The following is a 24602-nucleotide window of genomic DNA, read 5'->3' as shown; positions in this document are numbered from 1 at the left end:
AACAAAAATAATAACGATCAAGGAATACACCATGCACGCCATTCACCCGGGGCCGGCCACGCGCCGTGCCCCATTCTTGCCCCACGCGCTCTGTAACGGCGCACTTGAGCACAGCCCCGTGAGTCAGTATTCTCGGCGCCCGCTCAAATCGACTCAAAAAAAAACAGCGAATGTAAAAGCTGACTGCAAGGCCAACTTATCCCGGCCCCAGGTCCGCAGCCAATGTGTGCAAAAACTCTCCGAATTCGACTGTGTTCATCGCAGCCGACGGGGATTTTTTGGCTTTTTAAACACCTTGGCGCAGCTCTTGCTAAAAGCATTAAAGCTGACCGAACAGACGATTTTTGCGGCAAGCCAAAAGACGCCATACCAGAGCGTGCGCTTAGAAAAAAAACTAAAAACCTTTACCTCGGGAGCAACCGAATGAAACGTATTGTGAACAGCCTGATGCTGGCAGGATCCCTGCTGGCTGGCGGCCAGGCCATGGCCGGTGATTTGCTGCAGTGGCAGAACAACAGCCTGACTTACCTGTGGGGCAAGAACTTCACTGTTAACCCGCAGATCCAGCAAACCGTGACCTTCGAACACGCCGATGCGTGGAAGTACGGGGACAACTTCTTCTTCGTCGACCGCATCTTTTACAACGGCAAGGAAGACGGCAACGTCGGCCCAAGTACTTACTACGGTGAGTTCAGCCCGCGCTTGTCGTTCGGCAAGATTTTCGACAAGGACTTGTCGTTCGGTCCGATCAAGGACGTGTTGCTGGCGTTCACTTACGAGTTCGGCGAAGGCGACAACGAGTCGTACTTGCTGGGCCCCGGCTTCGACCTGGCTATCCCGGGCTTCGACTACTTCCAGCTGAACTTCTACCAGCGCCAGACCGAAGGCAATCGCCCGGGTGATGGTGTGTGGCAGATCACGCCGGTGTGGTCGTACACGATTCCGGTGGGCAACTCCAACGTGCTGATCGACGGCTTTATGGATTGGGTGGTGGACAACGACAAGAACGCCCGTGGTACTTACCACGCCAACCTGCACTTCAACCCGCAGATCAAATACGACCTGGGCAAGGCGCTGCATTGGGGCGAGAAGCAGTTGTATGTCGGTATCGAATACGACTACTGGAAGAACAAGTACGGGATCCAGGACAGCGGCGCGTTCGAGACTAACCAGGACACGGCGAGCCTGTTGGTGAAGTACCACTTCTAACCAACACCGCGCCTCCCTGTGGGAGCTGGCTTGCCTGCGATAGCATCACTGCGGTGTAACTGAAACTGCGAGGTGCCTGCATCGCAGGCAAGCCAGCTCCCACACAAGCCCGATCCCACATTCAGTTCGGTGTCAGGCCCAGGAACCGCTTCAGTTCCTCACGCTTGGCCAGCGCATCCCGCCTTCCCAACTCGATCAACTCGCCGCAATACCCCGCCTCGAACAGCAAGTAACTGAGCACGCCCGCGCCGCTGGTCTTGGTCGCCCCCGGCCCGCGCAGGAACAGGCGCAATGCTGCCGGCAATTCCTGACGGTGACGCGCCGCGATTTCGTCGATCGGCTGGCTTGGCGCAATCACCAACACTTCCACCGGCGCCAAACCCTGTATCGCCGCGTTGGCCGGCAACACATGGCTGAACTGGTTCAAGCGCTCCAGCAATTCGATATCGCCTTCCAGGCTGTCGATGAACGTGCTGTTGAGCATGTGCCCACCAATTTGCGCCAGCGTCGGCTCCTGGCCGGTAAACGTGCGGGTCGGGTTCGTCGGATCGTTACCGCGCGGGTTGCCACTGACGCCCACCACCAGCACCCGGCTGGCGCCCAGGTGCAACGCAGGGCTGATCGGCGCCGACTGGCGCACCGCCCCGTCGCCAAAATATTCCTGGCCGAGTTTGACCGGCGCAAACAGCAACGGAATCGCCGAACTGGCCAGCAGGTGTTCGACGGTCAATTGGGTGGGAATGCCGATACGCCGATGCCGCAGCCACGCATCAATGGTGCCGCCGCCCTGGTAGAAGGTCACGGCTTGCCCGGACTCGTAACCAAACGCGGTAACGGCCACCGCATGCAGGTGCTTCTGGCGAATCGCCTCGTTGATGCCCTCCAGGTGCAGTTTGTCGCGCAACAAGTCGCGCAGCGGCGAACTGTTGAGCAGCGCCACCGGCACCTGTGCGCCCAGCCCCAGCAGGCTGTGGATAAGGAATCGACTGGCCTGGCTGATCACCCCGGGCCAATCGCTGCGCAGCACCAGGTGGCTGCGAAAGCCCTGCCAGAAGGCGGTCAGGCGCGCGATGGCGACGGTAAAATCCATGGCGCCGCTGGCCAGGCTGACCGCATTGATCGCCCCGGCCGAAGTGCCGACAATCACCGGGAACGGGTTGGCTGCGCCCGGCGGCAACAGTTCGGCAATCGCCGCCAATACCCCCACCTGATAGGCGGCTCGCGCCCCGCCGCCGGAAAGAATCAAGCCTGTGACCGGTTCAGCTGGGCGCATCGCATCACTCCAGGGTGCTTTGGGACTTCAGATCAACGACGGCGTTTCTCATACAGCTTGGGCTCACCCGGCGGCCGGCTCTTGAAGCGGCGGTGGGTCCACAGGTATTGCTCAGGGCATTCGCGCACGGAGGCTTCGACCCACTGGTTGATGCGCAGGCAATCAACCTCGTCGGTTTCACCTGGGAAGTCGGTCAGCGGCGGGTGGATTACCAGGCGATAGCCACTGCCATCGGCCAGGCGCTGCTGAGTGAACGGCACCACCAGCGCCCTGCCCAGGCGGGCGAACTTGCTGGTAGCCGGCACGGTCGCCGCCTGAATACCGAACAAGGGCACGAAGATACTTTGCTTGGCGCCGTAGTCCTGGTCTGGTGCGTACCAGATGGCACGGCCGGCCCGCAGCAGCTTGAGCATGCCGCGCACGTCTTCGCGCTCCACGGCCAGGGAATCGAGGTTGTGTCGCTCGCGGCCACGGCGCTGGATGTAATCGAACAACGGGTTGCCGTGTTCGCGGTACATGCCGTCGATGGTGTGTTTTTGCCCCAGCAAGGCGGCGCCAATTTCCAGCGTGGTGAAATGCAGGGCCATGAGGATCACGCCCTTGCCTTCCAACTGTGCCTGCTTGAGGTGCTCCAGCCCTTCGACATGGGCCAGGCGCGCCAGGCGTGGCTTGGACCACCACCAGCTCATGGCCATCTCGAAGAAGGCGATGCCGGTGGAGGCAAAGTTTTCCTTGAGCAAATGTTTACGCTCTTTGGCGGTTTTTTCCGGGAAGCACAGTTCCAGGTTTCGCGCGGCAATGCGTCGACGTTCACCGGCCACCCGGTACATTCCCGCACCCAAGACACGGCCAATCCCCAGTAAAGCCCGGTATGGCAACTGCACAATCAGCCATAGCAAACCGAGTCCCAGCCATAACAGCCAGAAACGCGGATGAAAAAATTCAGCTCGAAAACGCGGGCGATCCATTAAAGATTCCGGTAAAGACAACGGCCGCGCATTCTACAACGGTTCGACCCGGCTTGCGGCTAGCGGATGTTCTCGTTATAAGTCTCGACACTTTTCGTGACAAGCCGCTTTGCCGACCATGAGCCAAACCGAACCGCTAGACCAAGATCCCGTGTTCCAGCTGAAGGGCAGCATGCTCGCCATTACCGTGCTGGAACTGGCCCGCAATGACCTTGATGCCCTGGACCGCCAGCTCGCCGCCAAGGTCGCCCTCGCGCCGAACTTCTTCAACAATGCGCCGCTGGTGCTGGCCCTGGACAAACTCCCGGCCGGCCAGGGCGCGGTCGACCTGCCAGGGTTGATGCGTGTGTGCCGCCAGCATGGCCTGCGCACCCTGGCGATTCGTGCCAGCCGTATCGAAGACATTGCTGCGGCAATCGCCATTGAACTGCCAGTACTGCCGCCGTCCGGTGCACGGGAACGTCCGCTGGACCCGTTGGTCGGCGAAGAGAAGAAAAAGCCGGAGAAACCGCCGGAGCCGACGATCAAGCCTACCAAGATCATCACCTCGCCCGTACGGGGCGGGCAGCAAATTTATGCCCAGGGTGGCGACCTTGTCGTCATCGCCCCGGTCAGCCCGGGGGCGGAACTTCTCGCCGATGGAAACATCCATGTATACGGCCCCATGCGTGGCCGTGCACTGGCCGGCATAAAAGGTGACACCAAGGCCCGTATTTTTTGCCAGCAGTTGACCGCTGAACTAGTGTCCATCGCAGGCCAGTACAAGGTTTCGGAAGATTTGCGCCGCGATCCGCTGTGGGGGGCCGGGGTACAAGTCAGCCTGTCGGGCGATGTGTTGAACATCGTTCGTCTTTAACGGATACTGCCGCATTTTCCAAGCATCTCTGGACTCTGATAGCACAGCGAAAACGGCAAAACTTGTGTAGGAACAATTTGAAGTTGGGGTTTGCCTAGGCGAGCCGTGCTTTTTCCTACAAAAGCTGTCCGCCTGCAGCGAGTTTCAAGAGATGTTTTTCAGGGACTAAAAAGTCCTTTTTCCTTAGGGGTGAAACACCTTGGCCAAGATTCTCGTGGTTACATCCGGCAAGGGTGGTGTGGGTAAGACCACCACCAGCGCCGCTATCGGTACCGGCCTCGCTCTGCGCGGCCACAAGACAGTCATCGTCGACTTCGACGTCGGTTTGCGTAACCTCGACCTGATCATGGGCTGCGAACGCCGCGTGGTGTACGACTTCGTCAACGTCGTCAACGGCGAAGCCAACCTGCAACAGGCCCTGATCAAGGACAAGCGCCTTGAGAACCTGTATGTACTGGCCGCCAGCCAGACCCGCGACAAAGAAGCGCTGACCAAGGAAGGCGTGGGCAAGGTCCTCGCCGAACTGAAGGAAACCTTCGAATACGTGGTGTGCGATTCCCCGGCAGGTATCGAGACCGGTGCTCACCTGGCGATGTACTTCGCCGACGAGGCCATCGTCGTGACCAACCCTGAAGTGTCCTCGGTACGTGACTCGGACCGCATGCTCGGCCTGCTGGCCAGCAAGTCCCAGCGCGCCGAGAAAGGCGAAGAGCCGATCAAGGAACACCTGCTGTTGACCCGCTACAACCCTGAGCGCGTGAGCAAGGGCGAGATGCTCGGCGTTGAAGACGTCAAGGACATCCTGGCCGTGACCCTGCTGGGCGTGATCCCGGAATCCCAGGCCGTGCTCAAGGCGTCCAACCAGGGCGTGCCGGTGATTCTCGACGACCAGAGCGACGCCGGCCAGGCGTACAGCGATGCGGTTGATCGCTTGCTGGGCAAAACCGTGGAACATCGCTTCCTCGATGTAGCGAAGAAGGGATTCTTCGAGCGTATCTTTGGAGGCAACTAAACAATGAAATTTCTCGACTTCTTTCGCGCCAACAAAAAGCCAAGTACCGCGTCGGTAGCGAAAGAGCGTCTACAGATCATCGTGGCGCACGAACGCGGCCAACGCAGCACCCCGGATTACCTGCCAGCCTTGCAGAAAGAACTGGTTGAGGTGATCCGCAAGTACGTCAATATCGGCAACGATGACGTGCATGTCGCCCTGGAAAATGACGGCAGCTGCTCGATTCTGGAACTCAATATCACCCTGCCTGATCGTTGATCGAACAGGCGGTCGCCACGGCGGCTCGGTTATCTGGCACCCCTCATGGGGCCGGGTAAGCGAGCCGCCGTTGGCGTTTGTTACGAGGCTGTTTTAATGCCGTTGTCCAATGTCCATATCCTTCATCAGGACGCTGCTGTCCTGGTGGTGAACAAGCCTACCCTGCTGCTGTCGGTGCCCGGTCGCGCCGACGACAACAAGGACTGCCTGATCACCCGCCTGCAGGAAAACGGCTACCCCGAAGCCCGCATCGTCCACCGGCTGGACTGGGAAACGTCCGGCATCATCCTGCTGGCCCGTGACGCCGATAGCCACCGTGAACTGTCTCGTCAGTTCCACGACCGGGAAACCGAAAAGGCCTACACCGCGCTGTGCTGGGGCCAACCGGAACTGGACAGCGGCAGCATCGACTTGCCACTGCGCTACGACCCGCCCACCAAGCCACGGCACGTGGTGGACCATGAGTTCGGCAAGAACGCGTTGACCTTCTGGAAAGTCTTGGAGCGTTGCGGGGAGTGGTGCCGGGTTGAGTTGACGCCGATTACCGGCCGCTCGCATCAACTGCGTGTGCACATGCTGTCCATTGGTCACCCGTTGCTGGGCGATGGCTTGTACGCCCATCAACAGGCACTGGCAGCCTGGCCACGCCTGTGCCTGCACGCCAGCATGTTGAGCTTCACCCATCCCCAGAGCGGCGAGCGTTTGCGCTTCGAGTGCCCCGCGCCGTTTTAAGCTGCAAAACCGATCAAATGTGGGAGCTGGCTTGCCTGCGATAACGGTGTGTTAGCCCCCTATTGGTTACTGGCAGACCGCTATCGCAGGCAAGCCAGCTCCCACATGGGTTTTGTGCCCGTCTCAAGAAAGCAGCTTCGCTCCAAATTCTGAGCCAATACGGTAAACTCGCGCCATTGCTGTCTGGAGCTACTTATGCGCGAAGAGTTGAACCAAGGCCTGATCGACTTCCTCAAGGCCTCCCCTACCCCGTTTCATGCTACCGCCGCCCTGGCGCAGCGCCTGGAAGCGGCCGGTTTCCAGCGTCTTGACGAGCGCGAGACCTGGACCACCGAGGCCAACGGGCGCTATTACGTGACCCGCAACGACTCCTCGATCATCGCCTTCAAGCTCGGCCGCCACTCGCCGCTGCAAGGCGGTATTCGCTTGGTCGGCGCCCACACCGACAGCCCGTGCCTGCGGGTCAAGCCACAGCCGGAGCTGCAACGCCAGGGTTTCTGGCAACTGGGTGTGGAAGTGTACGGCGGCGCGCTGCTGGCACCGTGGTTCGACCGCGACCTGTCCTTGGCCGGCCGCGTTACCTTCCGCCGCGACGGCAAGGTCGAAAGCCAACTGATCGACTTCAAGCTGCCCATCGCGATCATCCCCAACCTGGCCATTCACCTGAACCGTGAAGCCAACCAGGGCTGGGCGATCAATGCCCAGACCGAACTGCCGCCGATCCTCGCGCAGTTTGCCGGTGACGAACGTGTGGACTTTCGCGCGGTACTCACCGAGCAGTTGGCCCGTGAACACGGTTTGAACGCCGACGTGGTGCTCGACTATGAGTTGAGCTTCTACGACACCCAGAGCGCCGCAGTGATCGGCCTCAATGGCGACTTTATCGCCGGCGCCCGCCTGGACAACCTGCTGTCGTGCTACGCCGGCCTGCAAGCCTTGCTCACCGCCGAAACCGACGAAACCTGCGTACTGGTGTGCAACGACCACGAAGAAGTCGGCTCGTGCTCCGCCTGCGGTGCCGACGGCCCGATGCTGGAGCAGACCCTGCGCCGCCTGCTGCCTGAAGGCGATGAATTCGTACGCACCATCCAGAAGTCATTGCTGGTGTCTGCCGACAACGCCCACGGCGTGCATCCCAACTATGCGGAAAAGCACGACGCCAACCACGGCCCGAAACTCAATGCGGGCCCGGTGATCAAGGTCAACAGCAACCAGCGCTACGCCACCAACAGCGAAACCGCCGGGTTCTTCCGCCACCTGTGCATGGCCGAAGAAGTACCGGTGCAGAGCTTTGTGGTACGCAGCGACATGGGTTGCGGCTCGACCATCGGCCCGATCACCGCCAGCCACCTGGGCGTGCGTACGGTGGATATCGGCTTGCCGACATTTGCCATGCACTCGATTCGCGAGCTGTGCGGCAGCCACGACCTGGCGCACCTGGTGAAGGTGTTGAGTGCGTTTTACGCGAGTCGTGATTTACCGTAACCGGCAGGCTGACACCCATCAACTGTAGGAGCCGGGCTTGCCCGCGATTGCGTCGGCACAGTCAACAGGTATGTTGGCTGGCCCGCCGCTATCGCAGGCAAGCCAGCTCCCACAGTTGATCGTCATTGTTTGATAGATCGGGCTCAGTTCAACACTTCGCTCAGCGGAATGAAGTTGACCCGGTCACCGATTTCCAGCGTGGTCCCTTCCAGCACTTCCACCAAGCCCTCGGCCCACGCCGCACTGCGCAGCACACCCGAGCTCTGGTTGCGGTAAATGATCGCCTTGCCCTGCTCCAACCGACCGCGCAGGTACTCGCGGCGATTGCCCGGCTTGGCCCACACAAACCCCACCGGCACTTCAATGCGCAACGGCGCCACGTCCTGCACGCCCTGGCGGCGCAACAGGTAAGGCCGCGCCAGCAACGCAAAAGTCACCAGCGTCGACGCGGGGTTACCCGGCAAACCGATCACCGGTACGCCACGGAAATGCCCGAATGTCAGCGGCTTGCCCGGCTTGATTGCCAGCTTCCACAGCGCCAGCTCACCTTCTTCGCGCAGGGCAATCCCGAGGAAGTCCGCCTCACCCACCGACACACCACCAGTGGACAGAATCAGGTCAACTGAACCCAATGCGCCCAGGCGCTCGCGGGTTTGCTCCAGGTCATCCGGCAGGATCCCGGCGTCCACCACTTCGCAGCCCAGGCGCTCCAGCCAACTGCACAGCACCCGGCGATTACTGTTGTAGATCTGCCCTGGGCCCAGCGGCAGGCCCGGCTCGATCAACTCGTCGCCAGTGGACAACACGGCCACGCGGGCGCGCCGCACCACCTCCAGGCGATCACGACCCAGTGAAGCCGCCAAGCCCAGCTCAATCGGGCCCAGGCGTGTACCTGCGGGCAACACCAGCTCGCCGACGGTGGTTTCCTGGCCTTGGGGGCGGATGTTCTGGTCCGCCTGCAACGCCTCTGTAAAGCTCACGCGCTGATCGGCATGGACCACAGCGTTTTCTTGCATCTCCACGCAGTCCGCGCCTCGCGGTACCGGGGCACCGGTGAAGATGCGTGCACAGGTGCCAGCGGCCAAAGGCTGCGGCGCCGTGCCGGCAAAAATGCGCTGGCTGACCACCAGTGGCTCGCCGGTCCAGTCCGCCAGACGCAAGGCGTAGCCGTCCATGGCGCTGTTGGGCCAGGGCGGCAAGTCCAGGGTCGACACCAACGCCTGCGCCAACACCCGGCCATCACACTCAGCCAGCGGCAAGGTTTCCTGCTCGCGAATGGGGGCTGCCTCGGCCATCGCCAGCAGGTGTTCGAGGGCGTCTTCCACCGGCATCAACGCGCCGTTCTTGCCCGGCTTATCCACGGGATTCACAGGGTTCGGCCTGCTTCAGATGCGGAACGAAGTTGCACGGGCGGTGACGGTTATCCAGTTGCTCGGCGAGAATCCCGTCCCAACCGGTGCGCACCGCGTTGGTGGAGCCCGGCAGGCAGCACACCAGTGTGCCGTTGGCCAGGCCGGCCAGGGCACGGGACTGAACGGTGGAGGTGCCGATATCGGCCACGGAGATTTGCCGGAACAGCTCGCCGAAACCGTCCACCTGCTTGTCCAGCAGGCAGCTCACGGCCTCCGGGGTGCTGTCGCGGCCGGTGAAGCCGGTGCCGCCGGTGATCAACACCACTTGCACCACGTCTTCGGCGATCCAGTGCGCCACTTGCGCACGGATTTTGTACAGGTCATCTTTAAGCAGCACGCGCTCGGCCAACAGATGGCCGGCGGCGGTCAGCCGGTCGACGAAGACCTGGCCCGAGGTGTCGGTTTCCAGGGTACGGGTGTCACTGACCGTCAATACAGCGATATTCAGGGGTACAAAGGGCGCATCAGCCTTGGCTTTCATGGCTCGGTCCGGTTGTCGAAGGAACAGCCCGATGTTATATCACAGCCCCCTATTTCACTGCCCGCAGGAGCCGTCATGCCACGCCATTCTTCCTCACTGCCCTGCTCCGTGCTGTTGCTGGCCGGCGGCCGTGGCCAGCGCATGGGCGGCCTCGACAAGGGCCTGCTCGACTGGCACGGGCAGCCGCTGATCGCACATCTGCATCGCCTGGTGCGGCCTTTGACCGATGACTTGATCATCTCCTGCAACCGCAACCAGGTGCAGTACGCGGCCTACGCCGATCAATTGGTCGGCGATGACAGCCCGGATTTCCCCGGCCCCCTGGCGGGCATCCGCGCAGGACTGGCGGTGGCGCGGCATGGGCATCTGCTGGTATTGCCGTGCGATGTGCCGCAAATCGATGAGCGATTGCTCGCCGACCTGCGCAATACGGCGCAGCAGAACCCATTGCTGCCCGTGATGGTGCGCCACGGCAATTTTTGGGAACCACTGCTCTGCGTCATACCGACGCTGCTGCGTGAGCCCTTCGAACAAGCCTGGGAGGCCGGCGAGCGCAGCCCGCGCCAGATCATGCAGGCGCTGGGTGCCAAGGCCGTGGATTGCCCCGCCGACGATCCGCGCCTGGCCAACTTCAATACACCGCAGTTGTTGCACCGCCCGCCCAGCGTGTCAGAATGAACGTCGAACAAGGAACTTTGCCGACGTTGCACACGTCACAAGGTCAGTAATTAAAAAAGCATTCTCTCGGAGACAAACTCATGACTCAACGGACCATCGCCGCTCTCATGCTTGCACTGGGCCTCGCTACCCTTGCCGGTTGCGCCTCGCCTACAGTGATCACCCTGAATGACGGTCGCGAAATCCAGGCCGTCGACACTCCTAAATTCGACAAGTCCACCGGCTTCTACGAATTTGAACAGCTGGATGGCAAGCGCACCCAGATCAACAAGGATCAGGTTCGCACCGTTAAAGACCTGTAAGTCTTAACGCCAGATACGACAAAGCCCGCTTGATGCGGGCTTTCTCGTTCCTGGGGTTTACCAGTGCAAACTGATCTGGCTGCGAAAGCTGCGCGCAAGGCCGGTGACTGGGTCGATAAACCGCACGCCCTGGGCCAGCAGCTTGAGCGGGTTGGCGTAGTCGTCCTCGGCATCCTTGATGACATCGGGGTAGAACGGGTCGTTGCAGATACTCGCGCCCAACGCCGTCATGTGCACCCGCAACTGGTGCTTCTTGCCGGTGACCGGAAACAGGCCGTAGCGCCACAAGTCGCCGTTCTTTTCCCGTACCTCCACCGCCGTCTCGGTGTTACTCGCACCCTCGCCTTCCTGCATGCGAAAGAACGGCTCGCCATCTACCAGCCGGCTTTTATGCACCAACGGGAAAGTCAGCCCGGGCAACGCCGGGGCGATAGCTTCGTAGAACTTGTCGATCTTGCGCGTGGGAAACAGCTGTTGATACGCCGAACGCGTCTGCGGATTTGCCGAAAACAGCACCAGCCCCGCCGTGTGCCGGTCGATGCGATGCAGCGGCACCAGGGCCGGATTGTCCAGGCGACGAATCAAGCGGCGCAACAGCGTTTGCTCGACGTACTCACCGGCGGGCGTTACCGGCAGGAAATGCGGCTTGTCGGCCACCACCAAGTGCTCATCGGCGTACAGGATCGTCTCCTGCACCGGGATCACTTTTTCGTTGGGCACTTCGCGAAAGTAGTAGATACACAGGCCTTCGCGGTAGGCCAGGCCTTGATTGATCGGTGCGCCGTTGATGTCCAGCACCCGGCCCCGGGCGATGCGGTCCAGCCATTGCTCACGGCTGATGGCCTGGAAATGCTCGCACAGGCAATCCAGCACGGTGGCCCAGGCGCCCGGCGGCAGGTACAAGGTGCTGGCTTGATGCTGGGCAGCGGAAAAAACGGACATGGGCAGGCTCAAAACGTGGCAATACAGACGCGCATTATCCCGCATGCGGCCGGATCAGGCCCAGCACAGATTCAAGCCTTGGCCAATTCCGCGCGCAGCACCGGTGACACACTGGCCGCCTCGGTGAACTCCTTGAGCCAGCGCAGCACGTCCACCGCTTCCCAGCGGCCTGGGTCGTAAAGCGCATACAACAAGCCCTGATAACCCACTACGTCCAGTTGCTTGTGATAACCGGCACGCTGGAACAGCGCTTCGATCTCGGCAAAGCAGGTATTGAAATGCACTTTGTTAAACGGCGTCTTGCCTTCCGTGACCAGGCCATCGAGGCGCAGCTCGTTCACCGCATCGCGCACGACGTCGGCGGACATGCGATTGACGCTGCTTTTCAGTTGTTCAACATTCACCACGGGCGTTCCCTCTCATTCAATCGCTGTACAAACATACAGTAACCGAATAATCGGGAAGCCGCCATCGCCGAGTGCTAGAGCAGAAAGCTCACCACCTGCGCTTCATCGAACGGCCACTCCAGCTCGGCGCCCGTGTCCACCCGGCGCAGCACCGGAATCCGCAGGCCGTAGGCTTCGAACAGGGCTTCGGAATCGGCGATATCCACCAACTCCACCAACAGGCCGTGTTCGACCAACGGCATTATTTCGGCTTCGGCAAATTCACACAGATGGCAGCCCAGGGTGCCGAACAACTGACATTCAGGAAGCATGGCAAAGGGTCCAGGAAGAATCAGGTGCCTATTCTAACAGCGTCGGGGCACTGCAAAAGCCTGACCCAGGTCACCATGGCCTATAACTGATTCAGCGATTCTCGCGACTTTTTTCCCGTAATACCTGCAATGGAGCTGCGCGTGTTTGCCAACCTGCTGATTATCCTGGCCTCCTCCCTAGTGGTGATTGCACTGTTTCGCCGCCTGCAACTGCCACCGGTGCTGGGCTATCTGTGTGTTGGCCTGGCGGTAGGCCCAACCGCCCTCGACTGGGTGAATGACAGCGAAGAGCTGCCAGACCTCGCCGAGTTGGGCGTGGTGTTCCTGCTATTTTCCCTGGGCCTGGAGTTTTCCCTGAGCAAAATGTTCAGCCTGCGCCGGGTGGTGTTTGGCCTGGGCAGCCTGCAAGTGCTGTGTTGCGGGTTGCTGCTGGGCGGCCTGCTGGCGCTGTGCAGCCTGTCGCCGACTACCGCGCTGCTGCTCGGCGCCGGCCTGGCGTTGTCGTCCACTGCGATCGTCAGCAAGGAGTTGACCAGCCTCGGGGAAATCTTCAGCAGCCATGGCCAGAATGCGATCGGGGTATTGCTGTTTCAGGATGTGGTGGCGGTATTGCTGCTGACCCTGGTGCCGGTGTTCGCCGGCAACAGCGAGCAAGCCTGGTATTGGGCATTGCCACAAACCCTGGGCAAGACCGTGGTGCTATTCCTCGGCCTGCTGCTGGCGAGCCGCTGGTTGCTGCCGCGATTGTTCCGCGAGGTGGCGGCGTCCCACTCGGCCGAGTTGTTCGTGCTGCTGGCACTGGTGATTGTGCTGCTCACCGCCTGGCTGACGCATTTGCTGGGTTTGTCCCCGGCCCTCGGCGCGTTTCTCGCCGGCATGCTGCTGGGCGAAAGCCATTACCGCCATCAGATCGAAGCCGATATCCGACCGTTTCGCGACATCCTGCTGGGGCTGTTTTTTGTCAGCATCGGCATGCTGATCGACCTGCAACTGTTCATCAGCCATAGCCTGTTGATCCTTGGCCTCACCCTCACCCTGATGGTGATCAAAGGCTGTGTCGTGGCGCTACTCGTGCAGCTACGCGGCAGCGACGGTGAAACCGCCTGGCGCAGTGGCCTGGCATTGGCCCAGGGCGGTGAATTCTGTTTTGCCTTGATGGCGCAAATGCAGCAAAGCCACCTGATGCCCGCCGAAATCAGCGGGTTGCTGCTCGCGGCCACCTTCTGCTCGATGCTACTGACCCCGCTATTGCTCAGGGCCGCCCCCGTCATCGCCCTGCGCCTGCATCGCAAGCCCAACCAGCAAGTGCAGCTTGAAGAGATAACCGCCCTCAACGCCGAGCTGCGCGGCCATGCGGTGATTTGCGGTTATGGCCGGGTTGGCCAGTCCATCGGGCGATTCCTGCAACGAGAGCAGCAGCCGTTCATTGCCCTGGATGACGACCCGGAGCGAGTCCAGGAAGCGGCCACCGCAGACAGCGCGGTGCATTACGGCGACTGCCGCCGTGGCGCCCTTCTCAGCGCCGTCGGCCTGGAACGTGCGCGCCTGGTGGTGATCGCGGTGGACAACAGCGACGTCGCCCTGACCGTGCTCAAGGAAGCGCGGCGGGTCAACCCTCACGTGCCGATCCTGGTGCGTACCCGTGACGACAGTCAGTTGGCCGAGCTGAAAGCCGCCGGCGCCACTGAAGTGGTGCCCGAGTTGCTGGAGTCGAGCCTGATGCTCGCCTCCCACGCGCTGATCCTGCTGGGTTTGTCGCACCAGCAGGTGAAGGCGCGTGTGGATGAAGTGCGCCAGGGCCGGTACCAGTTGCTACATGGCTGCAACCAGGACCCGGGTGACTCGCCCCTCAATCCTGGCTGACGGCGCCAATCTTGTGAATCGACAAATCGGCGCCGTAATACTCTTCTTCCTGACTCAAGCGCAGGCCATACACGCGCTTGATCACGCCGTATACGAGGAAGCCGCCGGCCAGCGCCACCACCACGCCCAACGCGGTGCCGATCAACTGGCTGATCAAACTCACGCCGCCCAAGCCGCCCAAGGCAGTCTGGCCGAAGATCCCGCAGGCAATCCCGCCCCATACGCCACACAGCCCGTGCAGCGGCCACACACCCAGCACATCATCGATCTTCCAGCGGTCCTGGGCCGCGATGAAGCACCAGACGAACAGGCCACCTGCCACTACGCCAGTCACCAGCGCGCCCACCGGATGCATCAGGTCGGAACCGGCACAGATCGCCACCAGCCCGGCCAACGGACCGTTGTGCAAGAAGCCTGGGTCGTTACGCCCGATCACCAGTGCCGCCACCGTGCCGCCGACCATCGCCATCAGCGAATTGACCGCCACCAGCCCGCTGACCCCGGACAGGGTTTGCGCGCTCATGACGTTGAAGCCAAACCAGCCCACGATCAAAATCCACGACCCCAACGCCAGGAATGGAATGCTCGACGGCGCGAACGCCACCAGGCGCCCTTCCCGATAACGCCCCTGGCGCGGCCCCAGCAACAGCACCGCCGCCAGCGCCAGCCAGCCGCCCATGGCGTGCACCACGACGCTGCCGGCAAAGTCATGGAAGCTGGCGCCGAAGGTGGCCAGCAACCAGGCTTGCAGGCCGTAGTTGCCGTTCCACACCATGCCTTCGAAAAACGGGTAGATAAACGCCACGATCAACGCGGTGGCGCACAGTTGCGGAGCAAAACGTGCACGCTCGGCAATCCCCCCGGAAATGATCGCCGGGATCGCCGCCGCAAAGGTCAGCAGGAAGAAGAACTTGACCAGCCCATAACCGTGGTCGGCGCTGATCACCGCCGCCGGCTGCATGAAGGTCACGCCGTAGGAGATCCAATAGCCTATAAAGAAATAGGCCAGTGTGGAGATGGCAAAGTCGCTGAGGATTTTCGACAGGGCATTGACCTGGTTCTTCTGACGCACGGTGCCAACTTCCAGGAACGCAAAGCCGGCGTGCATGGCCAGGACCATGACCGCACCAATCAGAATAAACAACGTGTTGGAGCTGTGGACGAGGGTGTCCACCGCGCTTTGCAAATTTTCCATGGAGAATGGCAGGCCTGCACATGCAGGAAAAAGCACCAAAGCAGTTCATGACCTTCATGACGCGCACTAAATTGGCACTGGCGGCCCGACCCTCTGTTGAGGCCGTGAACCGCTTTAGCGCAGCAATCATTGCAAAAGGCAGAATACGACAGGGTTTTTCCGCGAGTTTTAGTTATTTAGGGTAAGGTTTTTAAGGGTTTGAGCCCCGACCGCCCGGATTCAGCGCAAGGCCCAAGGCCTGCGCACCAAGGCAAAGCAAAAGCTGTACCAGACAATTGCAGTGAACCTTCACCGGCGCCGGTGACTCGAAACCAAAAGTAAACAGACCAGCCACTCACGGAGATAACCATGGCCAGCAAAACGGCAAAGACTGCTCAAGAAATATTGATGGCGGATTTTCAAACCCTGGTCAGCGATACCGAGAAGCTGCTGGATGACACCGCGATCCTCGCCGGAGACCAGGCAGACGAATTGCGCAGCAAGATTCACGAAAGCCTGCTCAAGGCCCGTGAAACCCTACAACTGACCGAAGACTCGCTGCGTGAGCGCGGCCAGGCGGCGGTTAACGCCACTGAAGATTATGTCCAGGCCAACCCTTGGCAGTCCGTTGGCATTGCCGCCGGCGTGGGCTTTCTGATCGGCCTGCTGGCTACAAGGCGCTAATTATGTCTATCGGCGAATCCGGCTCGTCCACGGGCCCAAGTTCTACCTCGCGGCGCCTGGGCGCGGCTGTCCTGGGTTTGCTGCACAGCCACGTCGAGCTGTTTGGCATCGAGTTGCAGGAACAGAAAGCCCGCACCGTCAGCCTGCTGCTGTTCGCAGGCCTGGCGCTGGTGTTTGCCTTGCTGTTGCTGGTGGGTTTGTCGGCGCTGGTGATGATCCTGGTGTGGGACACCTACCGCCTGACCGGGATCATCAGCCTCTGCGTGTTCTACATACTGGCCGCAGCGTTCTGCGGGTTGCGCTTGAAGGCGGCGGTGTTCGATGAGTCCACGCCGTTCCACGCCACCCTCGAAGAGCTGGCCAACGACCGGGAGCGCCTGCTGCCATGAGCCTGACTGAATTGCCGCACAACACTTCCCGGCGGGAAATGCGCAAGGCGTTGATCCGCCTGCGCATGGAAATGCACCGCCAGGAAATCCGTCATGAGTCCCAACAACTGATGCTGCCGCTGCAAAAGGTGCGCAGCATGGGCCAGAGCTGGCAGGACGGGTTCGGCATCAAGCACGCGCCCCTGTGGGGCGTGGGCGTGGTGACCCTGCTGGGTTTTCTTACCGGCAAAGGCGCCAAGGGTGGCGGAATCGGCACCATGACCCGCCTTGTACGGCTTGGCGCCGGTTTGATCCCGCTGATCAAACTGGCCATGCAAGGTGCTTCGCGTAAAAATTGAGCCGCACTGGCTGCATTCTTGCAAACAGATCAGGCCCGGCCCTCTCCATCGAGGGTCGGGCCTTTTTTATTCCGGTCTTTTAAGGAGGCTCCGTGATCGACGAGCAACCGCTCGCCTGCTTCCAGCCATTCATCGACACCGCCACCGGCCGCATCGCCGGCGTAGAAGCCTTGGGCCGCCTGCGCCAGGCGAATGGCGAACTGCGCTCGGTGGGCCCGTTGTTTGCCGACCCGCGCACACCCTCCGTGGCACTGCGCCGCCTGGACCGGCAGATCCGCGACAATGCCCTGAGCCGCCTGCACGAAGCACCGGAGGAATGGTTTCTCAGCCTGAATATCTCGCCCCGCTGGATCACCCGCCTGCGCCCGGGCCAGGCCCTGCCGAGCCTTAAACAATTACAGGTACATAACGTCGACCCGCGCCGCATCGTGTTCGAGATCACTGAGTTGGGCGGCGATATCCTGCGGTTGGCGCAAGTGGTCGAGCGCTACCGCGAGGCCGGAGCGCGGATCGCCATTGATGACTTCGGCGCCGGGTATTCGCAACTGGACCGGGTGCTGGCACTGCAACCGGACATCCTCAAGTTGGACATGCGCCTGTTCCAAGCCGCCGCCCGTGGCGGCCCCAGTGGTGAAGTGGTGCGGGCGCTGGCTCAAATGGCAGAAAAGACTGGCTGCTGGATCATTGCCGAAGGCGTGGAAACCGAGGTGCAACTGAATTTCGCCCTGGAATGTGGTTCACGTTATGTCCAGGGCTACCTGTTCGCCCAGGCCCAACTGGAGTGGTTCGACACCGACGCGTTCGTGCCGCGCTTCGCCCAGTTGCGCACCGACTATGTCCAGCAGAAGCTCGCCGAGCGTGGGCGGATCATGCTGCTGCGCCGGCAACTGGCAGAACTGATGCAAATCCTGCAAACCTGGGCGCAGGCGCGGGCACCGTTGAGCCAACTGCCGCAATTGCCAGCGTTTCCCTGGCTGCTGCGCTTTTACCAGTGCGACCGGCATGGCACGCAATTGACGCCCAACTTCGAATGGCACCAGGGTGCCTGGCAAGCCGACAGCCGCTACCTGGGACACAACTGGTCCTGGCGCCCGTATTTTTATCACTTGCTGGCCGAGGGCTGGGAGGAGCGGCGCCTGACACTGTCAACGACCTATCGCGATGCCACCACCAACCAATACTGCCTGACGGCCGGGCAATTCTTTGATAACGGCCAGCGCCTGCTGTTAATCGATATCGACGCCGCCGGCTTGTAGTTTTTCGCTTGCGAAGGCCCGGCCGAACCGGGAAGCTGGGAGGCGTCATTCACCGCACGGAGAGTACCCGCCTTGGATTGGCCCACCCTGCTTACCCGCGAACGCCTCGGAAAACCCCTGCACAGCCCGGAAGAACTTGGGCGCAGCCCGTTTCACAAAGACCATGACCGCATCATCTTTTCCGGTGCGTTTCGCCGCTTGGGCCGCAAGACCCAAGTGCACCCGGTGTCCAGCAACGATCACATCCACACCCGGCTGACCCATTCCCTGGAAGTCAGTTGCGTGGGGCGCTCGCTGGGCATGCGCGTGGGCGAAACGATCCGCAGCGCCCTGCCCGACTGGTGCGACCCCAGCGACCTGGGCATGGTGGTGCAATCGGCCTGCCTGGCCCACGACATCGGCAATCCGCCTTTTGGTCATTCGGGTGAAGATGCGATCCGGCACTGGTTCCAGCAGGCTGCGGGGCGTGGCTGGCTGGATGACATGAGCAGCGCCGAACGCAATGACTTCCTCAATTTCGAAGGCAACGCCCAGGGCTTCCGGGTACTCACCCAGCTGGAATACCACCAGTTTGACGGTGGCACCCGCCTGACCTACGCCACCCTGGGCACCTACCTGAAATACCCCTGGACCGCCCGCCACGCCGACTCTTTGGGCTACAAGAAACACAAGTTCGGCTGCTACCAGAGCGAGCTGCCGATTCTGGAGCAGATCGCCCAGAAACTCGGCTTGCCGCAACTGGAAGAACAGCGTTGGGCGCGGCACCCGCTGGTGTACCTGATGGAGGCCGCCGACGACATCTGCTACGCGTTGATCGACCTCGAAGACGGCTTGGAAATGGAGCTGCTGGAATACGCCGAGGTCGAGTCACTGCTGCTGGACCTGGTGGGCGACGACTTGCCGCAAACCTACCGGCAGCTCGGCCCGCTGGACTCCCGGCGACGCAAGTTGGCGATTCTGCGGGGCAAGGCCATCGAACACCTGACCAACGCCGCGGCCCGGGCGTTCGTCGAACAACAGCAAGCGCTGCTGGCCGGCACCCTGCCGGGCGACCTGGTGGAGCATATGCATGGCCCAGCCAAGCGCTGCGTACTGGACGCCAAGGACATGGCCCGCGAAAAAATCTTCCAGGACAAGCGCAAGACCCTGCATGAGATCGGCGCCTACACCACGCTGGAAATTCTCTTGAACGCTTTTTGTGGCGCAGCCCTGGAACAACATGGCGGGCGCACGCCTTCGTTCAAGAACCAGCGCATTCTCGACCTGCTGGGCAATAGCGCCCCAGACCCTTCGGGCTCATTGCACGCCTCGTTCCTGCGCATGATCGACTTCATCGCCGGCATGACCGACAGCTACGCCAGTGAGATGGCCCGGGAAATGACCGGGCGCTCCAGCCCGCAATAACCCTTGGCCCTGCCGTGGCTGGCAGGGCTACTTTAAAGAATCGCCCTACGAACGGAACAGAGCGGCCTGATCGAGGTTCGACCCTCCCGTGATTAATAATCGCGCGCCCTGCTCGCAGCCTTTCGACACACTCCTGCGCCCGATAGCTGGCAGGCCCGTCAGCGCCTGACTGCACGTCGTGGTGGACCGCTTCCCGAGACATGCCATACCCATGGAAAAGCCCATGCTCAAACAACTTTGTATCCTGCTGGTGGAGGATCATCCCTTTCAATTGCTGGCCACCCGATGCCTGCTGCACAACTATGGCTACCACCACCTGGCCCTTGCTGAAAATGCCGAACAGGCACTGAGGCTGATGGCACAAACCGAAACGCCCTTCGATATCCTGCTCTGTGACCAATGTTTACCGGACTTGCCAGGGCTGGAGCTGATTGAAATAGCCAATCGGCGCGGCTTTATAAAAGCTGCCATCTTACTCAGCGGTTTACCCGTCAACGAACTGGAAAACCTGAAGGCCCAGGCCTTGCAACGCAACTTTCCATTACTCGGCTATTTGTCCAAGCCGTTGAACCGCGACGAACTGAATGCGCTTATAGACCCACCACCTTCGCACGCTTAACAAAAAGTAGGACATTAAACCCCAACCCCCTACGAAAACGGCGCATTGCAGAGCCGCTCTGGCGCTATCAACTACCGTGCAATCCCACCCACGCAAAATTCTTACACCCAAACAACAAAGACTCTATCGAGCGTAATCCATTGCTTTATTTTATGTAGGAACATTCTTGTTTTACGTTTGTTCCACGTTCAGTTCATCCTCCTTCACTGCCATGTGAGCTAATGTGCCGACTTTATTTGCGCTTGTATGGAATTTCATCATGAACTCAGTTTTTATTATCGACGACCACCCCGTTATCCGACTTGCCATTCGAATGTTGTTAGAACACGAAGGTTATAAAGTAGTGGGTGAAACCGACAACGGTTGTGACGCAATACAAATGGTCAAGGAGTGCCAGCCGGACCTCATCATTCTTGACATCGGAATTCCGAAACTCGACGGCTTGGAGGTCCTGTGCAGGTTCAACGCAATGAGCACACCGACCAAGACACTGATCCTGACTGCCCAGACCCCCAAACTCTTCGCCACACGGTGCATGCGCTCTGGCGCAGATGGCTACGTCTGCAAGGAAGGCGACTTGAGTGAATTGCTCAGTGCGATCAGGGCCGTGCTGTCGGGTTACAACTACTTTCCAAGCCAGGCCCTCAGCGGAAACTCCAATGAAGGAGACGTCAATGAAGAGCTTGAACTGTTCAAAGTCGTCAATGATCGCGAACTCATGGTATTGCAACTGTTTGCACAAGGCCGGACAAACAAGGAAATAGCCAAAGGCATGTTTCTTAGTAACAAAACTGTCAGCACCTACAAAAAAAGGCTCATGCAAAAATTAAAAGCCAAATCCTTGGTAGAACTTATCGAGATGGCAAAACGTAACGCGCTAGTGTGAGAAATCGGATGCCCAGGCGTATAAAGGACTATCTAATCATATTAAGTATCGGTGTGTGTCTCAGCACTTCCGCACCGGCCGCACCCACTGCGCCGGAGCAATATGCACTGCTGGGGCGTGCCGGTGCTGTCCAACTGGACACTCCCCTGAACAAAACACAACGCCAGTGGCTGCAAAACAAGCGGGAATTGATACTCGGCACCTCGGCGCCAGACTACCCGCCGTTCGATATCACCTCCAGCGGTCGCGACTATGAAGGGCTGACGGCCGATTACGCAGGCCTGGTGGCCCGGACCCTGGCGCTGCCGCTGACGGTACTGCGGTATTCCACGCGAGAGGCGGCGATCCAGGCCCTTGAAAACGGCGAAATCGATTTTCTCGGATCATCCAATGGTTTTGAAGCGGTAAATCCCAAGCTCGTCCTGTCACTGCCCTACGCAGTGGACCAGCCCGTGCTGGTGACCCGTGAAGGGGAAACCCGCAAGCTTGGCGAAGGCCTCGCCGGCCTGCGCCTGAGCCTCGTCTACCACTACCTGCCCCTGGAAGAAGTACAGGCGCTCTATCCGAAAGCGACCATCCATGCCTACCCGTCCTATCAAAACGCGTTGAATGCGGTTGCATTTGACCAGGCGGATGTATTTCTCGGCGATACCATTTCAACTCACTACATGATCAACAAGGGCTATCTGAAGAACATCCGGATGGCCAATTTCGGCAAGCACGAGGCACATGGGTTCAGCTTCGCCCTGCGCAAGGATCAACCCCTGCTCTTGAGCATCGTCGACTCGGTGCTTAATGGCGTGTCGACCTATGAACGCGACAGCATCGCCAAACGCTGGAGCGCAGGCAGCGATATCCTGTTGAGCGACCGCAAGTTGCAGTTGACCCTGCGTGAAGAGCGCTGGCTGATGGACCACCCGGTGGTGAAGGTGGTCGTCAACGAAACCCTTGCGCCACTGACGTTCTTTGATACCGACGCAAACTTCCGCGGCATCACTGCCGACCTGCTGGAATTGATCCGCCTGCGAACGGGCCTGCGCTTCGAGATTCAACACGTGCGTGACGTTGCCAGCATGATCGACCAGATCAATACCGGCGCGGCCGATATCATCGGCGCAATCACCCCCAGCGCCGGCCGCGAGTCCCAACTGAACTTCAGCCGGCCCTACCTGGAAAACTCCTACGTACTGCTGACGCGTAAAGAAGCAGGCGCGCCTGCAAGCCTTCAGCAAATGGAAGGCAAGCGCCTGGCAATCACCCAGGGCAACCCGCAGGAAAAGTTCCTGCAGCAGGAGTTCCCCCAGATCAACCTGGTGCAAACCGGGGACACCTTCAAGGCATCGGAGTTGTTGACACAAGGCCAGGTAGACGGGGCGGTGAGCCCTTTGGTGGTCGCCAACTACTTCCTGTCCTCGCCGGTGTTCCAGGACAAACTGCAAATCAGCGCCAGTATCGGCACGCTGCCTGCCACATTTGCGTTGGCGACGTCCCGTCGGGCCACCGAGCTGAGTTCGATCATCGACAAGGCGCTGCTCAGCATCGCCCCGGATGAACTGGCGGCGATCAACAGCCGTTGGCGCGGCTACAACGCGGCCTCCGATGGCTACTGGCGCAATTACCACCGCCTGATTGCCCAGATCATCATCGGCACCGGGCTGCTGTTATTGATTTCCCTGGCCTGGAACGGGTACCTGCAACGCCAGATCAAGCACCGCAAGTTGGCCGAACGCGCCCTTGGCGACCAGTTCGAGTTCATGCGTGCCCTGGTCAACGAAACACCGCACCCGATCTACGTACGCGACCACAACGGCTTCCTGCAGACCTGCAACGACAGCTACCTGCAAACGTTCGACGTCAAGCGTGAAGACGTGATTGGTAAAAGCATCACCCAAATGAACATGGCCCTGGAAACGGAGGCAGCTCAATACCATGCCGACTATCAGCGGGTTGTGTCCGAAGGCCAACCGCTGATCCTTGACCGCACCCTGCATGTTCACGGGAAAAAACTCACGATTTACCATTGGATTCTTCCGTACCGCGACTCCATGGGCGAGGTCCAGGGCATCATTGGCGGCTGGATCGACATCAGCGAACGGCGCCAGCTGTTCGATGAGCTGCGTGCCGCCAAGGAGCGCGCCGATGAAGCCAACCGGGCGAAAAGCACCTTCCTGGCCACCATGAGCCACGAAATTCGCACACCGATGAACGCCGTGATTGGCATGCTGGAGTTGACACTCAAGCGCGCCGACCAAGGGCACCTGGATCGCCCTGCCATCGAGGTGGCCTACAATTCGGCCAAGGACCTGCTGGAACTGATCGGCGATATCCTGGACATCGCACGCATCGAATCCGGCCGATTGAGCCTGGCTCCGGAGCGGGTCAACCTGCGCGAGGTGATCGAGTCGGTGGTGCGTGTCTTCGATGGCCTCGCGCGCCAGAAAACCCTGAGCCTGGTGCTGGAGTTCACCCCTGAGGCCGACGATACCGACGTACTGATCGACCCGTTGCGGTTCAAGCAGGTGCTTTCGAACCTGGTGAGCAATGCGATCAAGTTCACTGAACGCGGGCAGGTAAAGATCAAGGTGCAACTGAAGGCTACCGGGCAACCGCAACAGATCGAGATGAAACTGGTGGTGGAGGACACCGGTATCGGAATAAATCGCGAAGACCAGGCTCGCCTGTTCGAACCCTTTGCCCAGGCCGATAACTCCGGGCACCTGGCAAGGAGCGGTGCGGGCCTGGGCCTGGTGATTTGCCGCAGCCTGTGCGCAATGATGGGCGGCCAGTTAAGCCTGAGCAGCGTGCCCATGGTGGGTACGCAGGTTCACGTCAGCCTGAAGATGGCCAGCCTGCTGCCAGTCAAGGCTGTTGGCAAGCTGGAGCCTGCCGCGGCCACGCCGGCGCCGGTGCTCAATGTACTGGTAGTGGACGACCATCCGGCCAACCGCTTGCTCATGTGCCAGCAACTGGGTTTCCTGGGGCATCAGTTCACGGCCGCCCATCATGGTGCTGCGGGGTTCCAGGCCTGGCGCCAGGAACACTTCGACCTGGTCATTGCCGACTGCAATATGCCGATCATGAACGGCTATGAGTTGAGTCGCTCGATTCGCGAGTATGAGCTGCGCGAGCAAAAAACACCGTGTGTGATACTGGGTTTCACCGCCAATGCCCAACCCGAGGAGAAGCAGCGCTGCTTCGATGCTGGCATGAACGATTGCCTGTTCAAACCCATCAGCCTCACCTCGCTGGAACAGCAACTGGCGCAAGTCGACCCGCTGCCGTCCCGCACGGTGTTCACCCTTCAGAGCCTGGACGCGATGACCGGCGGCGACCCTCAGTTGAGCCGACGCTTGCTTGAAGAGCTGTTGAGCAGCAGCCGGCATGATCGAGTCGAGCTCATGGACCTGCTGGCCCGCCAAGCCGCCCCCCAGTGCCTGGTAGAGCAGGCCCACAAGATCAAGGGCGCCGCACGGATCATCCAGGCGCAAACCTTGGCCGGGCAATGCGAAACACTGGAACAGGCCTGTGGCCAAGGCGAGCATCGGCACACGATCGAGGCGGGAATCAAGGCGATGGAGAAATCCATGCTTGAACTGGAAAGGATGCTACAGATGCAACTGGACGTCCTGGACCGCCGGTAACCTGGAGCGAGCTTGCTCGCGA

26 protein-coding genes are annotated in these 24602 nt (G+C 60.5%); 18 read left to right on the top strand and 8 right to left on the bottom strand.

The window, feature by feature from the left end:
• The first annotated feature begins 31 nt into the window (after window positions 1-31).
• Both RGV33_RS09970 and RGV33_RS09965 read left to right on the top strand, forming a co-directional pair.
• Entirely contained in the window at window positions 32-427 is a 396-nt protein-coding gene (locus RGV33_RS09970; RefSeq protein WP_322144120.1) for a hypothetical protein, read from the top strand.
• The gene (locus tag RGV33_RS09965) at window positions 424-1209 is read left to right on the top strand and encodes an outer membrane protein OmpK (protein WP_322144119.1); all 786 of its coding nucleotides are present in this window, start codon (window positions 424-426) and stop codon (window positions 1207-1209) included. Before RGV33_RS09970 ends, RGV33_RS09965 begins: the two co-directional genes overlap by 4 nt.
• 121 nt (window positions 1210-1330) lie before the next feature.
• On the opposite strand, the gene RGV33_RS09960 is transcribed toward RGV33_RS09965, so the two are convergent.
• Window positions 1331-2482, bottom strand: coding sequence for a patatin-like phospholipase family protein (locus RGV33_RS09960; RefSeq protein WP_322144118.1), 1152 nt, complete (start codon window positions 2480-2482; stop codon window positions 1331-1333).
• Between the two features lie 32 nt (window positions 2483-2514).
• Entirely contained in the window at window positions 2515-3450 is a 936-nt protein-coding gene (locus tag RGV33_RS09955; RefSeq protein ID WP_322144117.1) for a lipid A biosynthesis lauroyl acyltransferase, read from the bottom strand.
• A 118-nt stretch (window positions 3451-3568) separates the two neighbouring features.
• Between RGV33_RS09955 and minC the strand changes: the two genes are divergently transcribed.
• The 5 genes from minC (at window position 3569) to RGV33_RS09930 (ending at window position 7793) form a co-directional block, all read left to right on the top strand.
• Complete coding sequence (gene minC, locus RGV33_RS09950; RefSeq protein ID WP_003209099.1) at window positions 3569-4306, top strand: septum site-determining protein MinC; 738 nt, start codon at window positions 3569-3571, stop codon at window positions 4304-4306.
• A 199-nt stretch (window positions 4307-4505) separates the two neighbouring features.
• Complete coding sequence (gene minD, locus RGV33_RS09945; RefSeq protein ID WP_010176105.1) at window positions 4506-5318, top strand: septum site-determining protein MinD; 813 nt, start codon at window positions 4506-4508, stop codon at window positions 5316-5318.
• A 3-nt stretch (window positions 5319-5321) separates the two neighbouring features.
• A complete protein-coding gene (gene minE / locus RGV33_RS09940; protein WP_003175252.1) occupies window positions 5322-5576 on the top strand; it encodes a cell division topological specificity factor MinE in 255 nt (84 codons plus the stop codon).
• Window positions 5577-5672: 96 nt separating this feature from the next.
• Entirely contained in the window at window positions 5673-6308 is a 636-nt protein-coding gene (locus RGV33_RS09935) for an RluA family pseudouridine synthase (RefSeq protein WP_322144116.1), read from the top strand.
• 195 nt (window positions 6309-6503) lie between these two features.
• On the top strand, window positions 6504-7793 hold the full coding sequence (locus RGV33_RS09930) for a M18 family aminopeptidase (protein ID WP_003209095.1): 1290 nt from the start codon (window positions 6504-6506) through the stop codon (window positions 7791-7793).
• A gap of 143 nt (window positions 7794-7936) precedes the next feature.
• Here the strand turns inward: RGV33_RS09930 and glp are convergent, their stop codons facing one another.
• On the bottom strand, window positions 7937-9163 hold the full coding sequence (gene glp / locus RGV33_RS09925; RefSeq protein WP_322144115.1) for a gephyrin-like molybdotransferase Glp: 1227 nt from the start codon (window positions 9161-9163) through the stop codon (window positions 7937-7939).
• Window positions 9147-9686 carry a molybdenum cofactor biosynthesis protein B gene (gene moaB, locus RGV33_RS09920; RefSeq protein ID WP_003209092.1) on the bottom strand — a complete coding sequence of 180 codons (540 nt, stop codon included), beginning with the start codon at window positions 9684-9686 and terminating at the stop codon, window positions 9147-9149. Before moaB ends, glp begins: the two co-directional genes overlap by 17 nt.
• 75 nt (window positions 9687-9761) lie before the next feature.
• Between moaB and mobA the strand changes: the two genes are divergently transcribed.
• Window positions 9762-10364 carry a molybdenum cofactor guanylyltransferase MobA gene (gene mobA, locus RGV33_RS09915; RefSeq protein ID WP_322144114.1) on the top strand — a complete coding sequence of 201 codons (603 nt, stop codon included), beginning with the start codon at window positions 9762-9764 and terminating at the stop codon, window positions 10362-10364.
• Window positions 10365-10444: 80 nt separating this feature from the next.
• Complete coding sequence (locus RGV33_RS09910) at window positions 10445-10666, top strand: YgdI/YgdR family lipoprotein (RefSeq protein WP_003209090.1); 222 nt, start codon at window positions 10445-10447, stop codon at window positions 10664-10666.
• Between the two features lie 57 nt (window positions 10667-10723).
• On the opposite strand, the gene RGV33_RS09905 is transcribed toward RGV33_RS09910, so the two are convergent.
• The 3 genes from RGV33_RS09905 to RGV33_RS09895 all read right to left on the bottom strand — a co-directional run bounded on the left by RGV33_RS09905 (window position 10724) and on the right by RGV33_RS09895 (window position 12326).
• Window positions 10724-11614: a pseudouridine synthase gene (locus RGV33_RS09905; RefSeq protein WP_322148647.1), complete on the bottom strand. Its 891-nt coding sequence runs from the start codon at window positions 11612-11614 to the stop codon at window positions 10724-10726.
• A gap of 65 nt (window positions 11615-11679) precedes the next feature.
• Entirely contained in the window at window positions 11680-12015 is a 336-nt protein-coding gene (locus RGV33_RS09900) for a transcriptional regulator (protein WP_322144113.1), read from the bottom strand.
• A gap of 74 nt (window positions 12016-12089) precedes the next feature.
• Window positions 12090-12326 (bottom strand): glutaredoxin family protein, encoded by a 237-nt coding sequence (locus tag RGV33_RS09895; RefSeq protein WP_322144112.1) that lies wholly within the window; start codon window positions 12324-12326, stop codon window positions 12090-12092.
• 141 nt (window positions 12327-12467) lie between these two features.
• Here RGV33_RS09895 and RGV33_RS09890 point away from each other — a divergent pair, with 141 nt between their 5' ends.
• Entirely contained in the window at window positions 12468-14189 is a 1722-nt protein-coding gene (locus RGV33_RS09890) for a monovalent cation:proton antiporter-2 (CPA2) family protein (protein ID WP_322144111.1), read from the top strand.
• On the opposite strand, the gene RGV33_RS09885 is transcribed toward RGV33_RS09890, so the two are convergent.
• Window positions 14176-15384, bottom strand: coding sequence for an ammonium transporter (locus RGV33_RS09885; protein WP_322144110.1), 1209 nt, complete (start codon window positions 15382-15384; stop codon window positions 14176-14178). The genes RGV33_RS09890 and RGV33_RS09885 overlap by 14 nt on opposite strands.
• Before the next feature lie 348 nt (window positions 15385-15732).
• Here RGV33_RS09885 and RGV33_RS09880 point away from each other — a divergent pair, with 348 nt between their 5' ends.
• The 8 genes from RGV33_RS09880 (at window position 15733) to RGV33_RS09845 (ending at window position 24580) form a co-directional block, all read left to right on the top strand.
• On the top strand, window positions 15733-16047 hold the full coding sequence (locus RGV33_RS09880) for a YqjD family protein (protein ID WP_322144109.1): 315 nt from the start codon (window positions 15733-15735) through the stop codon (window positions 16045-16047).
• A 2-nt stretch (window positions 16048-16049) separates the two neighbouring features.
• The gene (locus RGV33_RS09875) at window positions 16050-16436 is read left to right on the top strand and encodes a phage holin family protein (RefSeq protein WP_003209078.1); all 387 of its coding nucleotides are present in this window, start codon (window positions 16050-16052) and stop codon (window positions 16434-16436) included.
• The gene (locus RGV33_RS09870; protein ID WP_322144108.1) at window positions 16433-16774 is read left to right on the top strand and encodes a hypothetical protein; all 342 of its coding nucleotides are present in this window, start codon (window positions 16433-16435) and stop codon (window positions 16772-16774) included. Before RGV33_RS09875 ends, RGV33_RS09870 begins: the two co-directional genes overlap by 4 nt.
• Before the next feature lie 92 nt (window positions 16775-16866).
• Entirely contained in the window at window positions 16867-18030 is a 1164-nt protein-coding gene (locus RGV33_RS09865; RefSeq protein ID WP_322144107.1) for an EAL domain-containing protein, read from the top strand.
• A 72-nt stretch (window positions 18031-18102) separates the two neighbouring features.
• A complete protein-coding gene (locus tag RGV33_RS09860) occupies window positions 18103-19434 on the top strand; it encodes a deoxyguanosinetriphosphate triphosphohydrolase (protein WP_322144106.1) in 1332 nt (443 codons plus the stop codon).
• A 223-nt stretch (window positions 19435-19657) separates the two neighbouring features.
• Complete coding sequence (locus RGV33_RS09855) at window positions 19658-20053, top strand: response regulator (protein ID WP_322144105.1); 396 nt, start codon at window positions 19658-19660, stop codon at window positions 20051-20053.
• A gap of 259 nt (window positions 20054-20312) precedes the next feature.
• Entirely contained in the window at window positions 20313-20939 is a 627-nt protein-coding gene (locus tag RGV33_RS09850; RefSeq protein ID WP_322144104.1) for a response regulator transcription factor, read from the top strand.
• An 8-nt stretch (window positions 20940-20947) separates the two neighbouring features.
• Window positions 20948-24580 (top strand): transporter substrate-binding domain-containing protein, encoded by a 3633-nt coding sequence (locus RGV33_RS09845; protein WP_322144103.1) that lies wholly within the window; start codon window positions 20948-20950, stop codon window positions 24578-24580.
• The last annotated feature ends 22 nt before the right edge of the window (window positions 24581-24602 follow it).

The organism is Pseudomonas sp. Bout1 (assembly GCF_034314165.1).
Lineage (GTDB): Bacteria > Pseudomonadota > Gammaproteobacteria > Pseudomonadales > Pseudomonadaceae > Aquipseudomonas.
Note: the sequence above shows the minus strand (reverse complement) of the source record. Positions and strands in the feature narration are given on the sequence as shown.

What these genes read in the sequence shown, in the direction of transcription:
- RGV33_RS09955 (WP_322144117.1), bottom strand. Translation starts at nt 3,450, where the DNA reads ATGGATCGCCCGCGTTTTCGAGCTGAATTTTTTCATCCGCGTTTCTGG.
- moaB (WP_003209092.1), bottom strand. Translation starts at nt 9,686, where the DNA reads ATGAAAGCCAAGGCTGATGCGCCCTTTGTACCCCTGAATATCGCTGTA.
- RGV33_RS09960 (WP_322144118.1), bottom strand. Translation starts at nt 2,482, where the DNA reads ATGCGCCCAGCTGAACCGGTCACAGGCTTGATTCTTTCCGGCGGCGGG.
- RGV33_RS09970 (WP_322144120.1), top strand. Translation starts at nt 32, where the DNA reads ATGCACGCCATTCACCCGGGGCCGGCCACGCGCCGTGCCCCATTCTTG.
- RGV33_RS09880 (WP_322144109.1), top strand. Translation starts at nt 15,733, where the DNA reads ATGGCCAGCAAAACGGCAAAGACTGCTCAAGAAATATTGATGGCGGAT.
- minE (WP_003175252.1), top strand. Translation starts at nt 5,322, where the DNA reads ATGAAATTTCTCGACTTCTTTCGCGCCAACAAAAAGCCAAGTACCGCG.
- RGV33_RS09855 (WP_322144105.1), top strand. Translation starts at nt 19,658, where the DNA reads ATGCTCAAACAACTTTGTATCCTGCTGGTGGAGGATCATCCCTTTCAA.
- mobA (WP_322144114.1), top strand. Translation starts at nt 9,762, where the DNA reads ATGCCACGCCATTCTTCCTCACTGCCCTGCTCCGTGCTGTTGCTGGCC.
- RGV33_RS09850 (WP_322144104.1), top strand. Translation starts at nt 20,313, where the DNA reads ATGAACTCAGTTTTTATTATCGACGACCACCCCGTTATCCGACTTGCC.
- RGV33_RS09845 (WP_322144103.1), top strand. Translation starts at nt 20,948, where the DNA reads ATGCCCAGGCGTATAAAGGACTATCTAATCATATTAAGTATCGGTGTG.
- minC (WP_003209099.1), top strand. Translation starts at nt 3,569, where the DNA reads ATGAGCCAAACCGAACCGCTAGACCAAGATCCCGTGTTCCAGCTGAAG.
- RGV33_RS09965 (WP_322144119.1), top strand. Translation starts at nt 424, where the DNA reads ATGAAACGTATTGTGAACAGCCTGATGCTGGCAGGATCCCTGCTGGCT.
- RGV33_RS09935 (WP_322144116.1), top strand. Translation starts at nt 5,673, where the DNA reads ATGCCGTTGTCCAATGTCCATATCCTTCATCAGGACGCTGCTGTCCTG.
- RGV33_RS09930 (WP_003209095.1), top strand. Translation starts at nt 6,504, where the DNA reads ATGCGCGAAGAGTTGAACCAAGGCCTGATCGACTTCCTCAAGGCCTCC.
- RGV33_RS09870 (WP_322144108.1), top strand. Translation starts at nt 16,433, where the DNA reads ATGAGCCTGACTGAATTGCCGCACAACACTTCCCGGCGGGAAATGCGC.
- RGV33_RS09895 (WP_322144112.1), bottom strand. Translation starts at nt 12,326, where the DNA reads ATGCTTCCTGAATGTCAGTTGTTCGGCACCCTGGGCTGCCATCTGTGT.
- RGV33_RS09885 (WP_322144110.1), bottom strand. Translation starts at nt 15,384, where the DNA reads ATGGAAAATTTGCAAAGCGCGGTGGACACCCTCGTCCACAGCTCCAAC.
- RGV33_RS09910 (WP_003209090.1), top strand. Translation starts at nt 10,445, where the DNA reads ATGACTCAACGGACCATCGCCGCTCTCATGCTTGCACTGGGCCTCGCT.
- RGV33_RS09875 (WP_003209078.1), top strand. Translation starts at nt 16,050, where the DNA reads ATGTCTATCGGCGAATCCGGCTCGTCCACGGGCCCAAGTTCTACCTCG.